The 19666-nt window shown below is 55.6% G+C and carries 19 protein-coding genes and 1 pseudogene; 15 read left to right on the top strand and 5 right to left on the bottom strand.

Annotation, left to right across the window (positions count from 1 at the left end; genetic code table 11):
• Window positions 1-144 precede the first annotated feature (144 nt).
• From BLU70_RS02935 to BLU70_RS02925, 3 genes are all read left to right on the top strand, one after another.
• Window positions 145-1656 carry a dynamin family protein gene (locus tag BLU70_RS02935; protein WP_074691825.1) on the top strand — a complete coding sequence of 504 codons (1512 nt, stop codon included), beginning with the start codon at window positions 145-147 and terminating at the stop codon, window positions 1654-1656.
• Complete coding sequence (locus BLU70_RS02930; RefSeq protein WP_074691822.1) at window positions 1653-3608, top strand: dynamin family protein; 1956 nt, start codon at window positions 1653-1655, stop codon at window positions 3606-3608. The genes BLU70_RS02935 and BLU70_RS02930 overlap by 4 nt, the downstream gene beginning before the upstream one ends.
• Before the next feature lie 100 nt (window positions 3609-3708).
• A complete protein-coding gene (locus BLU70_RS02925; protein WP_074691819.1) occupies window positions 3709-4944 on the top strand; it encodes a S1C family serine protease in 1236 nt (411 codons plus the stop codon).
• A 19-nt stretch (window positions 4945-4963) separates the two neighbouring features.
• Here the strand turns inward: BLU70_RS02925 and BLU70_RS02920 are convergent.
• Window positions 4964-5500 (bottom strand): annotated as a pseudogene (locus BLU70_RS02920) (sigma-70 family RNA polymerase sigma factor); the annotation flags it as partial.
• Between the two features lie 46 nt (window positions 5501-5546).
• Between BLU70_RS02920 and BLU70_RS02915 the strand changes: the two are divergent.
• The 3 genes from BLU70_RS02915 (at window position 5547) to BLU70_RS02910 (ending at window position 7946) form a co-directional block, all read left to right on the top strand.
• Window positions 5547-6164, top strand: coding sequence for a DedA family protein (locus BLU70_RS02915; protein WP_074691814.1), 618 nt, complete (start codon window positions 5547-5549; stop codon window positions 6162-6164).
• Window positions 6165-6250: 86 nt separating this feature from the next.
• On the top strand, window positions 6251-6439 hold the full coding sequence (locus tag BLU70_RS14540) for a hypothetical protein (RefSeq protein ID WP_176780825.1): 189 nt from the start codon (window positions 6251-6253) through the stop codon (window positions 6437-6439).
• The gene (locus BLU70_RS02910) at window positions 6390-7946 is read left to right on the top strand and encodes a recombinase family protein (protein WP_074692105.1); all 1557 of its coding nucleotides are present in this window, start codon (window positions 6390-6392) and stop codon (window positions 7944-7946) included. Before BLU70_RS14540 ends, BLU70_RS02910 begins: the two co-directional genes overlap by 50 nt.
• Before the next feature lie 272 nt (window positions 7947-8218).
• Here the strand turns inward: BLU70_RS02910 and BLU70_RS02905 are convergent, their stop codons facing one another.
• Window positions 8219-8878 carry an SGNH/GDSL hydrolase family protein gene (locus BLU70_RS02905; protein WP_074691811.1) on the bottom strand — a complete coding sequence of 220 codons (660 nt, stop codon included), beginning with the start codon at window positions 8876-8878 and terminating at the stop codon, window positions 8219-8221.
• Between the two features lie 146 nt (window positions 8879-9024).
• On the opposite strand from BLU70_RS02905, the gene BLU70_RS02900 reads away from it, so the two are divergent.
• Entirely contained in the window at window positions 9025-10212 is a 1188-nt protein-coding gene (locus BLU70_RS02900; RefSeq protein ID WP_006447394.1) for a hypothetical protein, read from the top strand.
• A 154-nt stretch (window positions 10213-10366) separates the two neighbouring features.
• The gene (gene folE, locus BLU70_RS02895; protein ID WP_218129480.1) at window positions 10367-10924 is read left to right on the top strand and encodes a GTP cyclohydrolase I FolE; all 558 of its coding nucleotides are present in this window, start codon (window positions 10367-10369) and stop codon (window positions 10922-10924) included.
• A gap of 9 nt (window positions 10925-10933) precedes the next feature.
• On the opposite strand, the gene iadA is transcribed toward folE, so the two are convergent.
• Together iadA and BLU70_RS02885 are read right to left on the bottom strand one after the other, a co-directional pair.
• A complete protein-coding gene (gene iadA / locus BLU70_RS02890) occupies window positions 10934-12268 on the bottom strand; it encodes a beta-aspartyl-peptidase (RefSeq protein WP_074691805.1) in 1335 nt (444 codons plus the stop codon).
• A gap of 181 nt (window positions 12269-12449) precedes the next feature.
• Window positions 12450-13061, bottom strand: a complete 612-nt coding sequence (locus tag BLU70_RS02885) for a superoxide dismutase (protein WP_006447391.1) — start codon at window positions 13059-13061, stop codon at window positions 12450-12452.
• A 171-nt stretch (window positions 13062-13232) separates the two neighbouring features.
• Between BLU70_RS02885 and fabI the strand changes: the two genes are divergently transcribed.
• Complete coding sequence (fabI, locus tag BLU70_RS02880; RefSeq protein ID WP_074691802.1) at window positions 13233-14009, top strand: enoyl-ACP reductase FabI; 777 nt, start codon at window positions 13233-13235, stop codon at window positions 14007-14009.
• A gap of 74 nt (window positions 14010-14083) precedes the next feature.
• Here fabI and BLU70_RS02875 read toward each other — a convergent pair whose 3' ends face one another.
• Window positions 14084-15145: a quinone-dependent dihydroorotate dehydrogenase gene (locus BLU70_RS02875; RefSeq protein ID WP_074691799.1), complete on the bottom strand. Its 1062-nt coding sequence runs from the start codon at window positions 15143-15145 to the stop codon at window positions 14084-14086.
• 130 nt (window positions 15146-15275) lie between these two features.
• Between BLU70_RS02875 and BLU70_RS02870 the strand changes: the two genes are divergently transcribed.
• The 6 genes from BLU70_RS02870 to sufC all read left to right on the top strand — a co-directional run bounded on the left by BLU70_RS02870 (window position 15276) and on the right by sufC (window position 19653).
• On the top strand, window positions 15276-15824 hold the full coding sequence (locus BLU70_RS02870; RefSeq protein WP_237716477.1) for a sigma-70 family RNA polymerase sigma factor: 549 nt from the start codon (window positions 15276-15278) through the stop codon (window positions 15822-15824).
• Window positions 15821-16810: a hypothetical protein gene (locus tag BLU70_RS02865; protein WP_074691796.1), complete on the top strand. Its 990-nt coding sequence runs from the start codon at window positions 15821-15823 to the stop codon at window positions 16808-16810. The genes BLU70_RS02870 and BLU70_RS02865 overlap by 4 nt, the downstream gene beginning before the upstream one ends.
• A 15-nt stretch (window positions 16811-16825) precedes the next feature.
• Window positions 16826-17092: a hypothetical protein gene (locus BLU70_RS02860; RefSeq protein WP_006447385.1), complete on the top strand. Its 267-nt coding sequence runs from the start codon at window positions 16826-16828 to the stop codon at window positions 17090-17092.
• A 115-nt stretch (window positions 17093-17207) separates the two neighbouring features.
• The gene (ald, locus tag BLU70_RS02855) at window positions 17208-18320 is read left to right on the top strand and encodes an alanine dehydrogenase (protein ID WP_006447384.1); all 1113 of its coding nucleotides are present in this window, start codon (window positions 17208-17210) and stop codon (window positions 18318-18320) included.
• Window positions 18321-18363: 43 nt separating this feature from the next.
• On the top strand, window positions 18364-18672 hold the full coding sequence (locus BLU70_RS02850; protein ID WP_006447383.1) for a metal-sulfur cluster assembly factor: 309 nt from the start codon (window positions 18364-18366) through the stop codon (window positions 18670-18672).
• Between the two features lie 195 nt (window positions 18673-18867).
• Window positions 18868-19653 carry a Fe-S cluster assembly ATPase SufC gene (sufC, locus tag BLU70_RS02845; RefSeq protein ID WP_074691793.1) on the top strand — a complete coding sequence of 262 codons (786 nt, stop codon included), beginning with the start codon at window positions 18868-18870 and terminating at the stop codon, window positions 19651-19653.
• The last annotated feature ends 13 nt before the right edge of the window (window positions 19654-19666 follow it).

Genomic DNA, 19666 nt, shown 5'->3' with positions numbered 1-19666 from the left:
CCTGCACGTCGGTTCTCTGATATCGTATGCTGATTTGGCAAACGCGCACTGCGGCATGTATCTAAGACAGCTCGTGCGCGAAACGCAGTTTTCACGTATCATGAACAAAGAGCCAGGAGCTAGGAGAGGAGATTTTGGTCAAAGATGTCAAAAACGATGGAATCCACGCTGGAGATGGGGCGCCAATACGAGCGGATCGCAGCGTGGTTGGAGAGCGTTGGCGGCGGCGTGTATGCGCGCCGACTGCTTGATATATTGGCCGATCCGGCTGCCGAATCGACGTTTACGGTAGCATTTTGCGGCTTGTTCTCGGCCGGCAAGTCGAGCTTGGTGAGCGCTTTGTCAGGCACTCGCCTCAAAACGGGAGCGAATCCGACGACGGCGGACGTCGAGGGCGTGCACATGAGTCTGCCAGGGAGCACTGGACAGCTTCAGTTGCTCGACACGCCTGGCATCGACTCGACGGACGAGCGGCATAAAGAGGCCACCATGAACGCCTTGTATCAGGCGGATTGCGTCGTGATTGTCGCGGACTATCAGCACGTCGAAGCCGAGGAAAATCTCGAATTGCTACACGCCTTTGTCGAAGAGGGAAAACGACTCGCGTTTGTTGTGCATCAAATTGACAAGCATCTAGAGTCCGAATTGCCATTTGTCCAGTTTGCCGACAGCGTGTATAGCGTTCTAGCGGATTACGGCATTGCGGAGGATACCATCTTCTTCACTACGGTTGGCCAATCCCCGCACAACCAACTGCCCGCATTGCGGAGCTGGTTAGTCGCACAAGCCGAATCCGAAATGGCGAACGGAGGCGTCGAGAATGTGCGCCGCCGCCTTGTCGATGTAGCCAAGGAAGGTGTTGCAGCTTATTTTGATCCACTTGTCCAAGCTGCTGGCGAGGCTGTCGCCAAGGCTTGTGGGAGTGCGCCGCTTTCTGCAGACGAGGCGGTAAGTTGGCTGGATCGCGAAGCGGAAAAGCTACGCCATCTACGGGAGCAGTACGACACAGGTATGCAAGCCGCGCGCGATCAGGCTCAGGCGACGCGTGAAAGCTGGTTGCGCTTGATTGAACTCGCCCAAATTGCCCCCTATGATACCACCGAAAAGGGGCGTATCTATGTCGAAAGCTTGCGACCAGAATTTAAGGTCGGGTTGTTTCGATCCGCACAGAAGACCGACGCTGAGCGGCTGCGGCGCGCAGAGGCGTTCGCGAAAGACATCGCAGAGCGCGTCCACAACTATCTTTTGACGCCACTGGCCAACCAAATCGCGAGCGATGTGCGGCAGGCTGGAATCGATCCCGCCACGAGCGCCCGACTGGCCGATGGTGCGGCTGCCATTCATATCGACGTCGATGTTGAATATGTTTCGCGTGTCGTGAAGCCTGGTGCCTTGGTTTCATCACAGTATCCATATCAGTATGTCAAAGATGTCGTCGCGCGCATTAAACGGGATGCTTTGGCAACCGCGGCCGACTTGGCCGAACAGTTTGTCGCCGCTTGTCTCGCAAAGTGCGAGGATGAGCAGGCGACTACGCGTGCGGATATGGAGTTGGCTAGTGATCGTTGTGCAGCGTTGCAGGCGTATCTGGACATCTGCGCTCGCGAGCAGCGTGCATTCGATTTGGTAGCAGCCGGGGAGGTGCCATCGGTATGACGCAGGACCGCGAGCTTTATATCGAACGACTGGTGAAGTTGCAGGAATCCGTGCGCGACATCAGCGGAATCGACACTCGATTCATGGACACGGCCATCGCGCGACTTTCGCAAAGGCAGATGGTCATCGCTGTTTTCGGCGCGTTTTCAGCAGGTAAATCCTCTGTCTTGAACGCCATTTTGGGAAGGCCATTGCTCGTCGTCTCCCCAAGCCCGACGACCGCAGCCGTCACGGAACTGCGCGGTGCGACGAAGGACGACGCGAAGGTTCAGATTGCGGCGAAGACAGAAGAGGAGCTGTGGCGCGACGTCGAGTCGACTTTACAAGCCCTGAATCGGCACGCGAGCGACCTTTCTGCGGCGATGGCCGAGATCGATCGCCTAACCGTCACGCAATTCCCGGTCGCCTATCGGCGCCACGTACGTTTTCTGAAGGCGCTGCGTGACGGTTATGAAGACATGCGCGCTAGGCTTGGGACGACTTGGGTAGCCAGTGTCGAAGATTTACGAGCATTTTCAGCCGACGAACGATACGCGGCATATGTCGGCCGTGTCGACGTCCAGGTGGACGATCCGCTTTTGCAACGAGGCTTTGTTTTCGTCGACACGCCGGGTGTCGATTCCATCCATCAGCGTCATACGAATGTTGCCTTCTCGTACATGCGCGAGGCGGATGCTGTTCTGTTTGTCATGTACTACACGCATGCATTCAGCCAGGCGGATCGCGAGTTCCTCTTGCAGCTTGCCGGGGTTCAGGACGTATCTGAGCAGAATAAGCTGTTCGCAGCCATCAACGCTGTCGATCTCGCCACGAGTGACGAGGAACGCGAACAGGTTCGAGCGCGCGTCATATCCGAACTCAGACGCCTCGGTATCCGGCAACCGCGCGTCTACGAGGTTTCGGCGCAATTGGCCGAAGCGGGGCGGCGCCTGGCAGTTGACGCGACCGATGCTGACGCGTTGGCACTAGCGCGATCGCGCTTGCGCGATGAGACCTGGCAGCCGGATGCGGCTTCGCTCACCGCGCTTTGCGAGTATGCTGGAGTCGATCGCCTTCAGGCCGATCTCATCCAATACGTCGAGTCGTCTGCAGACGGCTTGGCCGCAGATTTGGCAAGGCGCACGTTGGCTACTTTGCGCGAACAACTGGTTGCACGGCAGCGAGAGGAACAATTGCGCATCGCTGCGGACGACGCAGCGCGCTCGTCGCGCCTTAGGGAACTCGATGAGCTAAATCAGCGTATGGAGGCTGCGCGTGTGGATAGTGAAGTGCGCTTGGTGCGGCCACTTGCGCAGGAACTGCACGAGCTCTTATTTCACGCGGGGGAACGGCTGCGTTTTGCCTATCGGGACTTGTTCCGCGAGGCATTCCACCCAGGGAGGTTTCGCCTTGGCAAGCCCACGGACAAGTTGCGGGAGGCGGCGACGGAGCTGGCAGGGGCCATTGGACGGCGGATCGACATTGAACTGCGTACGTTTGCGCTTCGCGCGGAACGCTTGGCGAGCGAGGTACTGACCGGCGAAAAGACACATTGGGAAGAAGAAATGTCGAGGTTGTCGCTCGCTGGTGCGACACATGACGGTTCGACCGCAGGGGGGGTTCAAGTGGTCGACGACGTGCTTAACGCCGCGCCTGCACATCTCGACGGCGGTATGTTTGAACCATTTTTCCGCCACTTCTCCTCTGCCAAGCAGTTTTTTGAAGGCGGTGGGCAAAGCGCCATGATGGAGGCGACGGAACCCGTCGCAATGGCCGCTGCGAAGGAAATACTCGCAACGCGGGGACAGCGTCTCGTAGAGCGCTGCAGTGCGCAGTTGGAAACGGCTTTAGCTGCGTATTATGGCAGTGCCGCAAAGCGCGTTGCAAACGGGCGTGGGATGGCGGATCAAAAGCCTGATCCGGAATTGGTGAATCGGTTACAACACGTCATCGCCACACTGGCCGACGCGTAACAGCCACCTCGCGCGTTGTAACGTGCCTTTTGTTTGTGCACGTAGAGGCGGATGGTTAGAATGAAGGCAACAACATGTGGTGGCAAAAGGGGGAGGCACGATGGGGCGGCGTTTCGATGAGTTTGACGATTGGCCGGGCGATGGCCGGCGTAGGCGAACGGTGTTGCTACCAAGCATCGTCGCAGGTCTCGCGGTGTTTTATGTGCTAGGCATTTGGACGGGAGCAGCCATCAGCCACTCCGGACACCAAGCGACGGTGGAATACGTACCTTCGGTTGCGAGTAACGGTTCTGGATCGAGCAGTTCGACCACGGCGATTCCTGGCGTTGACAATACAACCTTGGTTACGGATATATACAACCGCGTGAAAAATAGCATCTTCACGATCACGGCGGTATCTGGGGGCAAGTCAGCTTCGGACAGCGGGGCCGAAGAGGATATCGGCACAGGCTTTCTCATCGATCGTAACGGGGATATTGCGACAAATGCGCACGTTGTCGGCAGTGCCAAGACCGTCGAGGTATCTAGCGGGAACCGTCAGTATGTCGGACGCGTACTCAATGCTGACAAATTGGACGATCTCGCCATCGTCCGTATCCCTGCTCCCGCTTCGTTGCAGCCGTTGCCACTCGGGTCGGTGAAATCGCTACAGCCAGGTAGCCTGGTCATTGCCATTGGCAATCCGTTTGAACTCACGTCGAGCGTCAGCTCCGGGATCGTCAGCGGCTTGAATCGCTCCATGTCTGAGTCGAGCGGTCACGTCATGAACGGCATGATCCAGACGGACGCGCCGCTTAATCCAGGCAACTCCGGCGGCCCTTTGCTCAACGCTGCAGGCCAGGTCGTCGGCATTAACACCTTGATTGAAAGTCCAATCGAAGGCTCGATTGGCATCGGTTTTGCCATTCCGATTGATAGGTTCATTCAACTTGAACCAAAGCTCTTGTCCGGCCAGCCCATCGCGCATGCATGGCTTGGCATTGAGGGAATGGATATCGATAACCTCATGCAAGAAGCCATGCACCTGCCTGTCTCGTCCGGCGTCTACGTCACGGAGACGACCAAGGACGGCCCCGCTGCGAAAGCAGGTTTGCAAGGCGACAGCAACGCGAATAAGCTGAATAGTGCCAACGATACAGCTGATCCCTATACCATCTTGAAAGGAAATGGGGACATTATCGTGGGCATCGATGGCGAGCCAGTAAACAGCATTGAACAGCTGACCCAGTATATCAATCAGGACAATCCCGGTCAGAAGGTAACGCTGACAGTGCTGCGCCATGGGAAGAAGATTACAGTCGAAGTGACATTGGGGACTTGGCCGTCCGGACATTGATCCGGACGGCATTTCAGGATTACGATTGCGCGCGCGAATGTCGGTAAGCACGTTTACGTTCTTGGCCTGCGTAGGACTGGTGGAACATTTTCAGTAAAGCACGCTTCTCTAATCGGGAAACGTAAGATCTGGATATCTCTAGCAGATCTGCCACTTCGTTTTGCGTCCATTCATGACCGTCTACGAGTCCAAAGCGCAACTCGATTACGCGACGTTCCCGTTCGTCTAGGACATCGAGTAGTTTCTTCATACCGTCGATTTCCATCTTCCGACTGACCTCATCTTCGGTGGAATCGCTCTCAGAAAACAAAATGTCGGAGATGGTGATTTCATTGCCTTCTTTATCTGTGCCAATGGGACTGTAAAGTGAGACATCCTTACGCGTTTTGCGCTGCGCCCTCAACTGCATAAGAATCTCGTTTTGAATGCAGCGAGCGGCGTATGTCGCAAACTTTGTGCCTTTTGCAGGCTGGTATGTGTCCACCGCTTTGATCAGGCCGACCGTGCCAATTGAAATCAAATCGTCCTGATCAATCCCGGACGTATCAAACTTCTTAGTGTCGTCAACAATGTCACTTGCGGTAGCCCAAGGAGGCGACTCTGTGCATTTTCAGGAGATCATCCATCAATACGGATATTTTGGTGTGTTTCTCATCATCCTGGTTGAAGCCATCGGCTTCCCGTTTCCTGCGGAAACCACGCTCACGCTCTCCGGTATCGAGTGGTCAAAAGGTGTCTTTCACCTTGTACCACTTTGGCTTGCTGGCTGCCTTGGCAACTTGATTGGGTCGGCCGTTGCGTACCTCATTGGGTGGTATCTTGGTCGTCCAATTGTCCTCTTTTTTGGAAAATTCATCGGTATCACATCCGCGAAACTTGACGCTGCAAATGAACGATTTCAGCGTTATGAGCTCTGGGTGGTGTTCATCGCCAAATTTATCGCTGGTGTGCGCATTCTAATTCCGTACCTCGCTGGTATCAACCGCATGAAGCCCTGGTTGTTTTTTGTGTTTAATACCATTGCCGCCATCGTCTGGTCGGGCCTATTCATTATCGCTGGTCGTTATATTGGCGAATTTGTCACGAAGTACTGGCCGTTTTTCAAACATCACATTGTACTCTTGGTTGTCGTTGTCATTCTCCTCATTGCACTATTTGTGTGGTTTCGCATCTGGGAGCATCGGCGCAGTCAAGGATCGAAACGCGATGACACCAACTAAATAAGTGGGTACATTTCTGTGCATCAATAGCCGATCCGTGTTAGGACATCTCCTCTTTCGCATACAACCGGGAAGGGGGTGTCATCATGGATCGGCTGTTTTATGTTGACTGGCAGACTTCGATCACACCGATGTCGCCAGCACAAGCAAAGGACGTTTTCGCTAGGCTCATTTGGCAAGATTCGCAAGGGCGTCACGATTGTCGTGAGAAAGCGGGGAATGCCAATGCTGACAGCCGTGTACACGCGCGTGTCAACAGGCGTGCAGGCCGCTGAGGGGCATAGTCTCGCGGTCCAGCGTGAGCAGTGTATTCACTACGCACTGGCGTTAGGCGCTTCCCAAGCGGACATCCGCGTGTATGAAGAAGCTGGGGCATCCGGGGAAGATATGGATAGACCGGCCTTGTTGGCATTGCTCGATGAAGCCAGGCGCGGCACAATTGCAAGGGTCATCATCAAACACCCCGATAGGCTTTCGCGCAACGTTGCTGACAAGGCGATGATTGTCCGCGAATTGCAACAGTGCGGGGTGGAACTTCATTTTGTCGATGTCCCCAACTGGGATCAGTCCGACGAGGCGGTGCTTCTGTTCCATATTATCTCTAGTATTGCAGAATATGAACTGCGGCAGATACGTCGTCGAACACTCTCCGGAAAATTGAGGGCTGCCAAGGGTGGACAGTACATGCCAACGGGTATTGACCCCTATGGTTACAGGTATGAAAACGGCAAGCTCGTCATCGTCGACAGTGAGGCCGCCGTCGTCCGCATGATGTATCGGTGGTATGCGTACGAACAGCTCAGTCTGCGCGCGATTGCCAAACGCCTCGATGCGTTAGGTGTGCCCACGAAGACGCGCTTATCCAAGAACTGGTCTCACGCAACCGTTGGACACATATTGGCCAATCCCATGTACACGGGTACTTGGTATTTTAACCGCCGGACAACCCGCAAGGCCCTGCGACTCGCCCGCAGGGTGCCTGGACTTAAGCGCTCGAATCGGCGCATCGTGGTGGGCTGGCGACAACCGAGTGACTGGATTTGCATCCCTGTCCCACGGATCGTTGATTCAGATCTTGCTGAGGCGGTGAACGCTCGCCGCCGGTCGCGGGCGCGCGCGCGTACCGCGAAAGCCAAACGACACTTGCTCGGAGGTTATCTCACCTGCTCAATATGTCACCAGACGTGGTATAGTGCGGCATCTGACAACGGGAAGGGAACCACACAGCGGTGGTATCGACGTCCACCGGAAGCTGTCAAACAGACGCCCCGCTGCCCCTATCGGTGCAAACGGGTACCAGCCGCGGCTATCGAACAAGTCGTCTGGCGCGAGTTGGTGCATCGGATTATGAAGAGCCAGGTTTGGGACGACGTGTGGGCGCATCTCTCTGGTTCCGCAATCCTCGGCGACGATTCAGGCGCAGCAGACGATTTGCGGCTTATGGCAGAGCAATTGGCCACGATTGAGGCGGCCAAGGGAAGACTTGCCACCCTTTATGCCTATGGCGATCTCGATATGAACACGTACACAGTGCGCAAGCGCGAGGCTGAGATCCGCTGGCATGCATTGCGCGAGCAAGTGTGCAGACGTTGCATCGCGAAGCGCACGGAGGCGATGGAGCGCAAGGCCGAGCGCGAGAAGATAGAGGCATGGCTACTCGCCGACGGGGACGTGGACCCCGGGGAGCGTCGGGCGTGGGTCGAGGCCGTGATCGATCGCGTTGAATTGGACGCCAGGGGCGAATCCGTGCACCTCACCGTGCGTTCGCGGTTCGAACTGTAACGAATCGGTGATTGTGTCGATGACACGTTGGCGACATGTGCAACCAGGCGCAAATTGTGTTCGACAAGCAGGTCATGTGCCCGCTTGTCGCCGTGTTTGCGCCATAAGTCGAAATATTTCTGTTCATCGTCTTTACTGAGCGGTTGCGGAAACGATTGGTTGACAAATCCGGTGGCGAGCACGATGTCTCGCATCAGAGCAGCGGCCAAGGCGAATGACAGCAAGCGGCGTTCACCTCCGACTGTGGAAAGGGCAGTGCGCCCTAGCCTATGTCAGTGCGCAACGATTGGTGCCAGCATGCGATAAAGGCCCTCTGCCACCACTCGATGCCCTCTGTCGTTCGGGTGAACCGGGGCGGGGCCCCGCAGGGCATCCGCGATCGTGCCTGTGCGGTAGTTGCGAATCAATTCGCTTTGGCGGCCGGCAAACCAGTCCGCAACCGGCGCGAGCGCAGCCCCGGTCGCGGCCGCGACAGAGCGGATGGCTTCATTCAAAGTGGCGACCGCCTCGCCCGCCAATGGACTGTTTGGAAAGGGGTTGTATTGTGTGCAGACGATCACGACGTTCCTGCTGTCCGCCTGTGCGAAGCGCACGATGTCTGTCAAATTCCGTTTGTAACGCACGACGAGCGGAGCAATGGGCAACGATTTGCGACCGCTTGCCAGTGTGGCCAAGGCCGCTTGTGCGAGATCGTCTCCACCAATCCAAACCGTGACCGCGCGGGCATTGGTCAGTGGCAGGTTGCCTGCGGCGCCGAGTGCAGAGAGCAAATCTGTACTTGTCCAACCTGGTTCTGCGAGAATGGCGTCGCAACACGAGCGCGATCGGAGATGTGATTGAAGCAGTGCCGTCAACACGCTCGGGTACGCGCGGGATGGAGTAGATGCGCCTTCGCCGTATGTGATGGAGTCGCCGAGACTAACCAAATGCATTGTTCCTCACCTCTTTATGACAAGCCACAAGCCCACACCCCTGCCGCATAGAATGGAGCGAAGTGTGTGCATATCGATAAGAAATGCAAAATGCAGCGCGGACGAGTGGGTGTATATCCAACGCAATTGGGAGAGGGGATTGCGTCATGACAGTGAGCGCGAGTCACGTTTACCTATATGCCGCAACGACAGGGGACTTAGTGAAGTGCTATGCGGCCGCGGACGTCGCGGGCATTCCGTATGCGAATTGCACGGGCAACTTTCAAACGGCATGGAAGATGGCAGCCAACGCCTCGACCTTGGTCATTGCGGTAGGAGGGGCCGCTCTTTATTCTCTTTACTATAATCCTTGTGATTGGTCGAACCCGGCGGCTATGGCTGGGGGTCACACACCGTTTGAACTGGAACCGAGCGGCCGGGGCATTGCCGAGGCGCGGGCTAACTACGTGGTGAATGCGGCTGGTTATACAAGTCTTGACAGTCTGACGCTCGCGGTTATGTTGGCATACTACGCGGTTCACGGCACGTTTCCGCGCGGTTACAAGGCGATGCCGCAACAAGAGGTACCACAGAGCGTCTGCGTGCGGGGGGCCTCGCCGAGCGTTGCGACGGTTTCTGTGAAAACGACGTCCGTTGACCCTACGTCCAAGGTGACGGCTCCATCGGTGGGGATTTATGCGTCGTTTACGACGGAAGCCGAAGTCATGACCGCCTTGCAGCAGGCGTGGCCAGGCATCGCGGTGACGGCGGCCCTGGGCACGCAGGCAAGTCCCTACACACACGTCGTGGCAAACGAGCCGGATGTGCTTGTCGCCAAGGCTTTAGAGGCATCCGCTTCAAATGCATGGTGGTTGTCGTTTTGGACGGTCAGTTGGCCGCAATCCGGCACGACGTATTATCAGGCCGGGTACGATGGCGGTGTGTACGCTGCGCAGCAAATCGCGAAATATCCAGGTTCGCGGCGACCTAACTTTGTGATTTTGGATCCGGAAGGATACAATAGTCCTGCGACGACGGCCGCCGATTTTCAATCGTTCATCAATGGTTTCGCGGCTGGTGTACACAGCGTCAATAGCGAATTGCAGGCCGCATTCTATGCGAACCAGTGGCAGTATTCGACCTATCAACTCGCCAAGCTGGATCTTCCGGCATTTATTGCAATTGCTCCAATCGCTGGCAATCAGCCGGAGGTGTCTGGAGCGAATATTAAAGGCTACATTGCATATTACGCAAGTTGTCCGGCAGCATCCTATATCGCACAGGTTAAGCTGTGGGGCGGATTGTATAACACTGTTCAATTTCCGGACAGTGGTGTAGACTGTTCGCCAGTCTAATCGTAACGAAGCTGCGGCCGTTTGGGATGTCCTCGACGAAACTGCGGCCGCAGATGCAGGGATCGGACAGGGAGGTAACGTAGTGACAACGTCTCATGTTGACACCAATGACAAGCAGGAGGCGGTTTTCCCGTTGGACAAGCCTAGGATCGATATGGCTCGCATCGAACAGGCCGTACGCACCATCTTGGAAGCGGTCGGAGAAGATCCGGATCGGGAAGGCCTTATCGATACGCCAGCCCGCGTCGCACGCATGTACGCGGAAATTTTCGCGGGGTTGCACCAGGATCCGAGAGAAGAGTTGAGTGCGCGCTTTCATGTGGAGCACGGAGAGATGGTATTGGTGCGGGACATTCCGTTTTACTCGATGTGCGAACACCATCTTCTCCCGTTTTTCGGAACGGCACATGTCGCTTATTTACCGCATGCAAACGTTGTGACGGGTCTATCGAAATTGGCTCGCCTTGTCGACGTTGTCGCGAAACGGCCACAGGTGCAAGAGCGGATGACAAATGAGATTGCGGATGTATTGGTATCCGAGTTACAGGCCGAAGGCGTGTTGGTCGTCGTCGATGCAGAACACCTGTGCATGAACATGCGCGGTATACGCAAACCGGGCAGCCGTACCATGACGTTGGCCGCCCGCGGTCGCTACGAAGAAGATGTGCGTATGCGTGAAGAGGTATTACAGATGATTCGCTACCATGGCTGAGCGCGAGCCTCAGCAGCAGTAATGGCGGCGACGGGATTGCTGTTGCCGTTCATCGCGATCAGGGAACGCATCATCGTCTTCGCGAGATGGGTCAATCATCGGGCGATCGCGCCGGTCGTCCCGTGTACCCGCTTGCTTGCGCGAGTCAGGTGATCCAGGTACGCGCGACGCGTCTTCGAATGTGCCAAAGACCGTTGGTTTGCCGTCCTCGACGACGGATTTTCCTTTTGCAAACACCCGTTCAATCTGCAACTTGTCGTCGCAAATGATTAAATCTGCATCACAACCCGACTGGATCTTCCCTTTATGGCGGAGTTTGAGGACGCGTGCGACGTTGCGCGTGACGATCGAAATGGCTTGCTCCACCGGCATTCCTTCCTCGCGAATCAAGTCCGCAGTCTCTTCCCAGAGCGTTGCCACGCTACCAATGCCCATCGCCACGAGTCGTCCTTGTTCATCGAAAATAGGGGACGAGCCGTTGCTATCCGAACTCATCGTGATATAGGCCTCGTGAACACCAGCATCGAGCAACTTGACAATGGCCTTCGACGGTTTGACGGAGATATGGTCGTGATTGTCCGGACGAATGCCTGATGTGACATCGCAAAGGCCGCCAGCTTTGCCCCATTCGATGGCTGCCTCTAAGAGACCCGGATTGCGGTTGAGGTGCGTTGGAACGAAGACTGTTCGCGGCAATTGCGTGCGCTTTGCAACGCGGTGCAGGAGATCTAGGTGGTCGTTGTCGTCGCCCACGTGGAAATGTACGACGCCAGCTTTGCCGGAAAGAAGGCCACCGACATGAGCCTCAGATACCAACTCGGCGATCTCGTGTTCGTCAGGGTGACTCGATCTTGAGTCCGAGATGGCGATCTCGCCGACTCCTACGACCTTATCGATGAGTACGATGTCTGAGCGGGGTGTGCCCGTGATGGTGCGCGTCGGAACTTGATAGGCTCCACAGTAGATGTACGTTGTAATGCCCTCAAAATCAAGGCCATTCGCTTTCGCAAGAAGTTCCTTCGTACTCCTGGTCACGCCGTCGGTGCCAAGGACGCCTACGGCCGTGGTTACGCCGGCGACGGTCAAGTGGGAGAGGGAAATCTCTGGCGTGCGGTAGTGAAAGCCGCCTTCGCCGCCTCCTCCTGCCATGTGCACATGTTGATCGATAAGGCCAGGGAAGACGTATTGTCCATCGAGATCGATCACGTCGACATCGACGCTTCCATGTAGCGAAATGTCGCGGCCAATGGCGAGGATGTGGCGATCGCCAAGCAAAATGTCCTGTACGCCTAATTCCTTAGGAGCGAAAATGCGTGCATTGCGAAGAATGGTCAATACGCTCATGGATGAATCCTCCTACGGGGGAACTGTCCGACTTGGGAAGACCAGGGTTACGAACCCCATACCGCAGATAGTGTTCCCGATTCAGAATTTCCCATGAGCCACCAAATATCCATGTTTATGCAACGACAGCCACTGTCCGCTAAGGGCAGTGGCTGTTGTCACAATGTATATGGCAAGGCAATTAAGAAAGTGCGGCTTCGTAATTCTTGTTGGCTTGATCCCAGTTGACGACGTTCCAGAATGCAGCGATATAATCTGGGCGCTTGTTTTGGTACTTGAGGTAGTACGCATGCTCCCAAACATCGAGGCCGAGAACTGGCTTTTTGCCTTCCATGAGCGGGTTGTCCTGGTTCGCTGTGCTCATGATGGCCAATTTGCCATTGTCGACGACCAACCAAGCCCAACCGCTGCCGAAACGGCCAGCCGCTGCAGCCGCGAACTGTTGCTTGAACGCGTCAAAGCTGCCAAACGTTTGGCGGATGGCATCGCCGAGTTTGCCGGTTGGTTCGCCGCCGCCATTGGGGGAAAGAAGTTGCCAGAACATGCTGTGATTCGCATGGCCACCGCCGTTGTTGCGGACAGCAGTGCGAATGTCTTCTGGCACAGCGTCGAGATTGCTAATGAGTTGCTCAACCGTTTTTGATTCCAGATCCGCGTGACCTTCGATAGCCTTGTTGACGTTTGTTACATACGTACCATGGTGACGGTCATGGTGGATCTCCATCGTCAGGGCATCGATGTGCGGTTCAAGCGCATCGAAAGCGTACGGCAAAGGTGGGAGTTGATATGCCATTGCGCAAGCCTCCTTAAAAGTCAGATCAAAATCCACTAGTATTGTAGCGCAGAAGCTTGGCAATTTCCAAATTTCCAGTGAGCCGAGAGAGAAAATCCGTGTTCGGCTGTTTACCGTTGTCCTCGTAGATGGTATACATGGAGGAAGATTTGTCGTGAAAGGAAGATCCGTTTGACTTTGTTGGCAGGAAAGACAGTCGTGATCATGGGCGTTGCCAATCGCCGTAGCATTGCTTGGGCGGTGGCGGAGTCCGCGCGACGCCTGGGCGCGCATCTGATATTTACATACCGTAGCGAAAGGGCTGGCGAACAGTTACGAAAACTGTGTGCCGACGCGTTGCCAGATATGGAGCCGCATATTGTCCAGTGCGATGTTAACGACGATGTGTCCATCGAGCAGGCGTTCAGCGAGATCGGGCGCTACACGGACCGCATCGACGGATTGGTGCACTCCATTGCGCATGCGCGCGTTGAAGATTTGCAAGGCGAGTTTGTACAGACGTCGCGCGACGGTTTTTGGTTTGCGCACAGCACCAGTGCGTATTCGCTGGTCGCGGTCAGCCGCGCAGCCCGTCCCTTGCTTAAAGAAGGCAGCAGCATCGTGACGATGAGCTACCTCGGGGCGGAGCGCGCAGTTCCCAACTATAACGTGATGGGTGTGGCCAAAGCGGCGCTTGAGTCCGCGGTGCGTTACCTGGCTGCGGATCTTGGTCCTCTTGGCATTCGCGTAAACGCCATTTCCGCAGGTCCCATTCGCACACTTGCGGCCAAAGGGGTGCGCGGCTTTAACGACGTTCTCCACGCCGTCGAAGAGCGTTCTCCGCTTAAGCGCAACGTGACCGCCAAAGAGGTCGGCGACGCAACGGCGTTTCTCGTAAGCGATTTAAGCAAAGGTATCACAGGGGAAGTCATTCATGTCGATGGAGGATACCACACTGTGGGCTTCTAATTGGTTCGGGCATGCCATACATGTTTTCTGGCCGCAGCATTTACCTGCGGCCTATGGCTGCACTTGCTTCGCAGTCAAAGATCTGCACCAATGGCCTCCTGAACGTGGTGAAAGCCGTCGGCCTCCAACAACTTGTCCAATCCTTCTGCGATTTCCCGAACGACTTGCGGACCGCGATAAATAAATGAGGTGTAAATTTGCACAAGGCTGGCGCCAGCTCGAATTTTGGCGTAGGCATCGGCGGCTGTGAAAACGCCACCGCAACCTATAATTGGTAATTTCCGAGCGACAGCTCCGGCGAGCAAGCGAACGACGGCGGTCGAGCGATCCGCAAGAGGTTTGCCACTGAGGCCGCCTCCTTCGCTCCGTTCCTTGCTCCTGAGGCCCCCGCGTTCGACAGTGGTGTTTGTGGCAATGAGGCCGAGGTTTAACGCATATGGCGAATTGGCCAAGGCTTGTCCAATCGCGATCACGCTTTCATCGGCGAGATCGGGTGAAATTTTCACAAAGACCGGCAGATTGTGGCTTGCCCGGACAGGCTCGATGGCCGCAAGCAAATCGAGCAAGAACGAAACGCTTTGTAAGTCGCGCAACCCGGGTGTATTTGGCGAACTGATGTTGACGGCGATATAGTCCGCGACGTCTGCGACGGCCTTTAGTGCTTTCACGTAATCGGAAATAGCCTCGTCGTTAGGCGTGATTTTGTTCTTGCCGATATTCACGCCAATCGGGCCGCGCCGCATTTGGTTGGCACGCAAGCGATTGGCAAGGTTCGCTGCGCCCTGATTATTAAATCCCATGCGGTTGATCAACGCTTCGTCTGATTTTAAACGAAATAACCTAGGTTTTTCGTTGCCGGGTTGGGGCAGGGGTGTCACCGTTCCTACTTCGAGAAAAGAAAAGCCGCATTGAAACAGGCCGTCCACGGCAATAGCGTCTTTGTCCAGGCCTGCTGCAAGCCCAATCGGATGGGCGAAGGAAAGGCCCAGCACTTCCTGAGCAAGGCGGGGCGAAGGTTGCCACTTAGGCGCGGCTAGCTTCGCGAGCGCAGGGTGCTTGGCGAGTTGGTCGAGCACAAGGTGATGGGCCTGTTCCGCTGTCAGCCGAAACAAAAGGAAACGCGCAAGCGGGTACATAACGTCCTCCGATCATAGTCGAGTCTGTTGGCAAGTGTAGCACGTTTTACCGAACAATCAACCGCGTGTCACATCCTGTACCGTTGCCTCGTCAAATGAGGTAGGGAAGTGGCGTTGAAGGGGTATGAACATGAGAAAGATGCGTCAACAAAGCTCGGCGGAACTGCCCGCTGCGGCGTTGCTCGAGCAGTGGATGGACGCATACGGTCAAGACGTTGTTCGCCTTGCATATTCCTATGTGCACAACTATCACAAGGCGGAAGACATCGCGCAGGACGTGTTTTTGCGCGCTTGGCAGAACTATGCAAGTTTTCAAGGGCAAAGTTCCATCAAAACGTGGTTGCTGGCCATTACAGCAAATCGAGCCAAGGACGTGTTGCGTTCGTGGAGCGTTCGCCATGAATTGATTGACGATGGCGAATTGTTGACGAGCTTGCCCGTTACTCATGATACGGCGCGCATCGTCGAGCAGCGATTGGAGCGGGACGAGGTTTGGCGGGCGGTGCGTAGCTTGCCGGAGATGTACCGCGAAGTCGTCGAATTGTACTACGGAAACGACTTATCGAGTGCCGAGATCGCTTCCGTACTTGGGATTAATGACCAAACAGTGCGTACCCGGTTGCACCGCGGTCGCCTTCTGTTACAAAAGGCGCTCATAGGGGAGGGGGAAGGGCGATGAACGAGGATGACAACGAGTTGCGCGAAAGAATGAAGGGACGGGCTGATGTGCCGTTTCGTCCCGAGCTCAAGGACAGCATCCTGGCCGCTGTCAGGGCACAACAGTCAAGCAGGAGAACGCGCAGGCCGCGATGGGCAGTTTTTGGCACAGTCGGCGCTCTTGCCGCATGCGTTGCCATCGCGCTGACGTTCACCTTGACGGCACCTATGTCGAAAAAGGCACAATCAGCGCATCAGCAAACGCTTATGCGCGCTACTGCCGCCGCCGCATACCCGCTCGCCAAAGCGCCGATTGCAATTACCGACGTCCACATTGGAACGCTGCCTGGGGAGCCGAAAAACTCGTGCGTGATTGCCACGTTGAAAAATGTATCGGAACATCCGATACTCGAACCACAAGTATTTGGCGTGCTTTCGTTTACGCCGCAAGGGACACGTACAGAAAACTGGCTGACATTTGTCAACGCGCCTAGTGCGGCAATGATGCCTGGGCAGACCGTGAAGTGGGGATTTCACCCGTCAGGGCCGCATGCCAACGGTTCCGAGGCACTTGCGGAAACGCCTCACTTGGTGTTCTATTTAGCTCACAAGGTGGCGCCGAATCAGGCAGATATCATTTGGCAGAAAAGCTCGCTCACTGTGACCAACGTGCAGCTGACGCCACGCCCGACGGTTGCGGGCGCCAACTGGCAGTCTGTGCAGGTGAATGCAACCTTGTGGAATCCTACGAATGCGCCGATTGACTTGCGCCAAACGCGCGCGGTGATCTGGTTTTCGAAAAAGGCCGGCGAAAGCTTTTTAGCGGCAGATAGCATTCGCTTCTTGTTCCACATGACACCTGAGATTCCAGGGGAAAGCTGGCCTTCGGTCGTTGAGCCGGGTCAACATATTCAGGTCGCTTTTCGCGTGTTGTCGACCAATCAATCTGACTTTTTCAGCCGCACGCCACACGTCTTGGCGGTTGAAGCGCCGCTTGTACAGTCCTAGTTGAGGTGACTCTCTGTGACTACGCGTTTTTCGATCTCCGAGCTGGCGGAGATGTTGCATGTGCCGGTCTCGTACATTCGTCAGGCTGTCGATGCCTTGGCAAACGATTTGACCGGTGAATCGTTTGTGTTTCAGGATCGCAACTGGCGTATTGGTCCAAGTGACGTCAAGCGCATCCAAGAGTGGATTGTCGAGCATCAGGACGAGTTGGCGGAAGTGTCGCGACCGCGCCACCGCAGGGTCCGATCGCGCCGGGTCGCCACCTCTGACTCGGACGACTAAGCCTGCCTTCGTTGCGTTTGTCGAAGGAGGTCAGTACACTGGGATCGTAAGACGAGGAGAATCTGGCTCGGCTGCTTGTTGTACAGGCTGTTCGCGGCCAAGGGGAGAAACGCACGTGATTATTGGCATACCGAAAGAAATCAAGGACAACGAAAACCGCGTTGCCATTACGCCAGCTGCGGGACATGCTCTCGTGGCGGCCGGGCACGATGTTCGGATCGAGGCGGGAGCTGGACTAGGCAGTGGGTTTGAAGATGCGGATTATGTGGCTGCGGGCGTAACGGTGGTACCCGATGCAGAGACCGTGTGGAAGACCTCGCAGATGATCATGAAGGTGAAAGAACCGCAACCGGTTGAATATGCCTATTTCCGGTCGGACTTGGTGCTGTTCACCTATTTGCACTTGGCGCCCGAGCCGGAGTTGACGAGGGCATTAATGGATGCCGGTGTTACGGCCATCGCCTACGAAACGGTTCAATTGGCGGATCGCTCGCTGCCTTTGCTTACGCCGATGTCGGAAGTCGCTGGCCGGATGTCGATTCAAATTGGTGCGCATTTTCTGGAGAAGGCTCATGGCGGACGTGGCGTATTGCTCGGCGGTGTGCCCGGGGTGCCGCCCGCCCGCGTCGTGATCGTCGGTGGCGGCATTGTTGGCACCAATGCGGCGCGCGTTGCAGTCGGGATGGGTGCGGACGTGACGTTGTTCGACAACAATCCGGCCCGTTTGCGCGAGTTGGATGATCTGTTCGCGGGGCGCGTGCGCACGGTGATGTCTAACCCGTACAATTTGCGTGAACACATCGCGGGTTCGGATTTACTTGTAGGCGCAGTGCTGATTCCCGGAGCTCGGGCGCCAAAGATCGTCACAGACGAAATGGTGCAACAGATGAATCGCGGTGGTGTTGTCGTAGACGTCGCCATCGACCAAGGCGGATCGATCGCGACGATTGATCGCATCACGACGCATAGCAATCCGGTCTTCGAAAAATATGGTGTGTTGCATTATGCGGTCGCCAACATTCCGGGAGCGGTACCGCGGACGTCGACGCTCGCTCTGACGAATGCGACGGCTCCGTATGCGTTGCGCTTGGCCGCTGGTACAGAGGCCGCCTTGCGGATGGATCCGGCCTTGGCGCGCGGCGTGAATGTATATAAGGGCCGTGTGACATATCAGGCGGTCGCAGACGCTCTACAGCTGTCGTACACGCCAATCGACAGTTTGTTGTAAAAGTCGCATTCTAGAGGCGACGGAGGACGAGAGGAGGGGCGACATGGTCACTGAAGAAGTTGTTCGCAACATGTTAATGGATGTTCTGGATCCGGAAATTCAGATTGATATTGTCAATCTCGGCATGGTATATGGTATCGACATCCTGGAAGGCGGCAAAAAAATCAAGGTGACAGTAACATTGACGACAATGGGTTGCCCACTGTTTGACGATATCAAGGAGGAGATTATCGAGAAACTCTCGCTTCTTGAAGGTGTCGAACAGGTGGAAGTCGAATTGACGTTTGATCCGCCTTGGGATAAGGAAATGATGTCGGAAGAGGCCAAGTTGGTTTTTAAGTACCTGTTTTGATTGTCTCTGAGCAAGTTTGGTTTTGGAAGATCAAAAGGCCGGACGGTAGGGGCTTGTTACCGCCCGGCTTTTCCATGGGAAGTTTTCGTGTTCCCTTGCATTTTCACGCCTTTGTGCTACCCTTGTGAGAGAAAGATGACTTTTACAGTCAACATTCGCGTATCACTCTATAGATGAACAGTGAGGTTGGTCTAGGTGGGGAAGCCTGATTTTCGCGTACAGAACCTGCATGTCAGTGTCGAAGGCAAAGAGATTCTCAAGGGCCTGAATCTACATATTCGCGGCGGTGAAATCCACGCGATTATGGGACCAAACGGAACGGGCAAAAGCACGTTGGCATCATCTTTGATGGGGCATCCGCACTATGAAGTGACGGCTGGCGACGTCGTGCTCGACGGCGAAGATGTGCTCGCGATGTCGACGGATGAAAGGGCTCGTGCAGGTCTGTTTTTGGCCATGCAGTATCCAGCGGAAGTGCCTGGTGTTTCGAATGCAAATTTTATTCGCCAAGCATTGAACGCGCGCCGCGGAGAGGGCAATGAATTGCCGGTAATCCAGTTCCACCGGAAGCTTCAAGAAAAGATGAAGGCTTTAAATATTGACGCGTCGTTTGCAGAGCGCTATTTAAACGAAGGCTTTTCCGGTGGCGAGAAGAAGCGCAACGAAATTTTGCAGATGTCCATGCTCGAGCCGCGGATCGCCATTTTGGACGAGATTGACTCCGGTCTGGACATTGACGCCCTGAAGATTGTGGCCAATGGCGTCAATCAACTGCGCTCGGACAACATCGGCTTTTTGATCATCACGCACTATCAGCGCTTACTGAATTACATTGTTCCGGATCATGTGCACGTCATGATGCAAGGGCGTATCGTTCGTTCAGGAGATGCCAAGTTGGCCGAAGAGCTTGAAGCCAAGGGGTATGATTGGCTGAAAAAAGAACTTGGTATCGAAGACGAGACCGTCGAGGTCGAAGCGTAAGGGGGGGCGCGGG

Origin of the sequence: Alicyclobacillus hesperidum, assembly GCF_900107035.1 — a bacterium.
In the GTDB taxonomy this organism is placed as follows: domain Bacteria; phylum Bacillota; class Bacilli; order Alicyclobacillales; family Alicyclobacillaceae; genus Alicyclobacillus; species Alicyclobacillus hesperidum.
Note: the sequence above shows the minus strand (reverse complement) of the source record. Positions and strands in the feature narration are given on the sequence as shown.

Excerpts from the sequence above, each read along its gene's own strand:
- BLU70_RS02935 (WP_074691825.1), top strand. The coding sequence starts at position 145 with ATGTCAAAAACGATGGAATCCACGCTGGAGATGGGGCGCCAATACGAG.
- BLU70_RS02930 (WP_074691822.1), top strand. The coding sequence starts at position 1,653 with ATGACGCAGGACCGCGAGCTTTATATCGAACGACTGGTGAAGTTGCAG.
- BLU70_RS02925 (WP_074691819.1), top strand. The coding sequence starts at position 3,709 with ATGGGGCGGCGTTTCGATGAGTTTGACGATTGGCCGGGCGATGGCCGG.
- BLU70_RS14540 (WP_176780825.1), top strand. The coding sequence starts at position 6,251 with ATGGATCGGCTGTTTTATGTTGACTGGCAGACTTCGATCACACCGATG.
- BLU70_RS02910 (WP_074692105.1), top strand. The coding sequence starts at position 6,390 with ATGCTGACAGCCGTGTACACGCGCGTGTCAACAGGCGTGCAGGCCGCT.
- BLU70_RS02905 (WP_074691811.1), bottom strand. The coding sequence starts at position 8,878 with ATGCATTTGGTTAGTCTCGGCGACTCCATCACATACGGCGAAGGCGCA.
- BLU70_RS02900 (WP_006447394.1), top strand. The coding sequence starts at position 9,025 with ATGACAGTGAGCGCGAGTCACGTTTACCTATATGCCGCAACGACAGGG.
- folE (WP_218129480.1), top strand. The coding sequence starts at position 10,367 with ATGGCTCGCATCGAACAGGCCGTACGCACCATCTTGGAAGCGGTCGGA.
- iadA (WP_074691805.1), bottom strand. The coding sequence starts at position 12,268 with ATGAGCGTATTGACCATTCTTCGCAATGCACGCATTTTCGCTCCTAAG.
- BLU70_RS02885 (WP_006447391.1), bottom strand. The coding sequence starts at position 13,061 with ATGGCATATCAACTCCCACCTTTGCCGTACGCTTTCGATGCGCTTGAA.
- BLU70_RS02875 (WP_074691799.1), bottom strand. The coding sequence starts at position 15,145 with ATGTACCCGCTTGCGCGTTTCCTTTTGTTTCGGCTGACAGCGGAACAG.
- BLU70_RS02870 (WP_237716477.1), top strand. The coding sequence starts at position 15,276 with ATGAGAAAGATGCGTCAACAAAGCTCGGCGGAACTGCCCGCTGCGGCG.
- BLU70_RS02865 (WP_074691796.1), top strand. The coding sequence starts at position 15,821 with ATGAACGAGGATGACAACGAGTTGCGCGAAAGAATGAAGGGACGGGCT.
- BLU70_RS02850 (WP_006447383.1), top strand. The coding sequence starts at position 18,364 with ATGGTCACTGAAGAAGTTGTTCGCAACATGTTAATGGATGTTCTGGAT.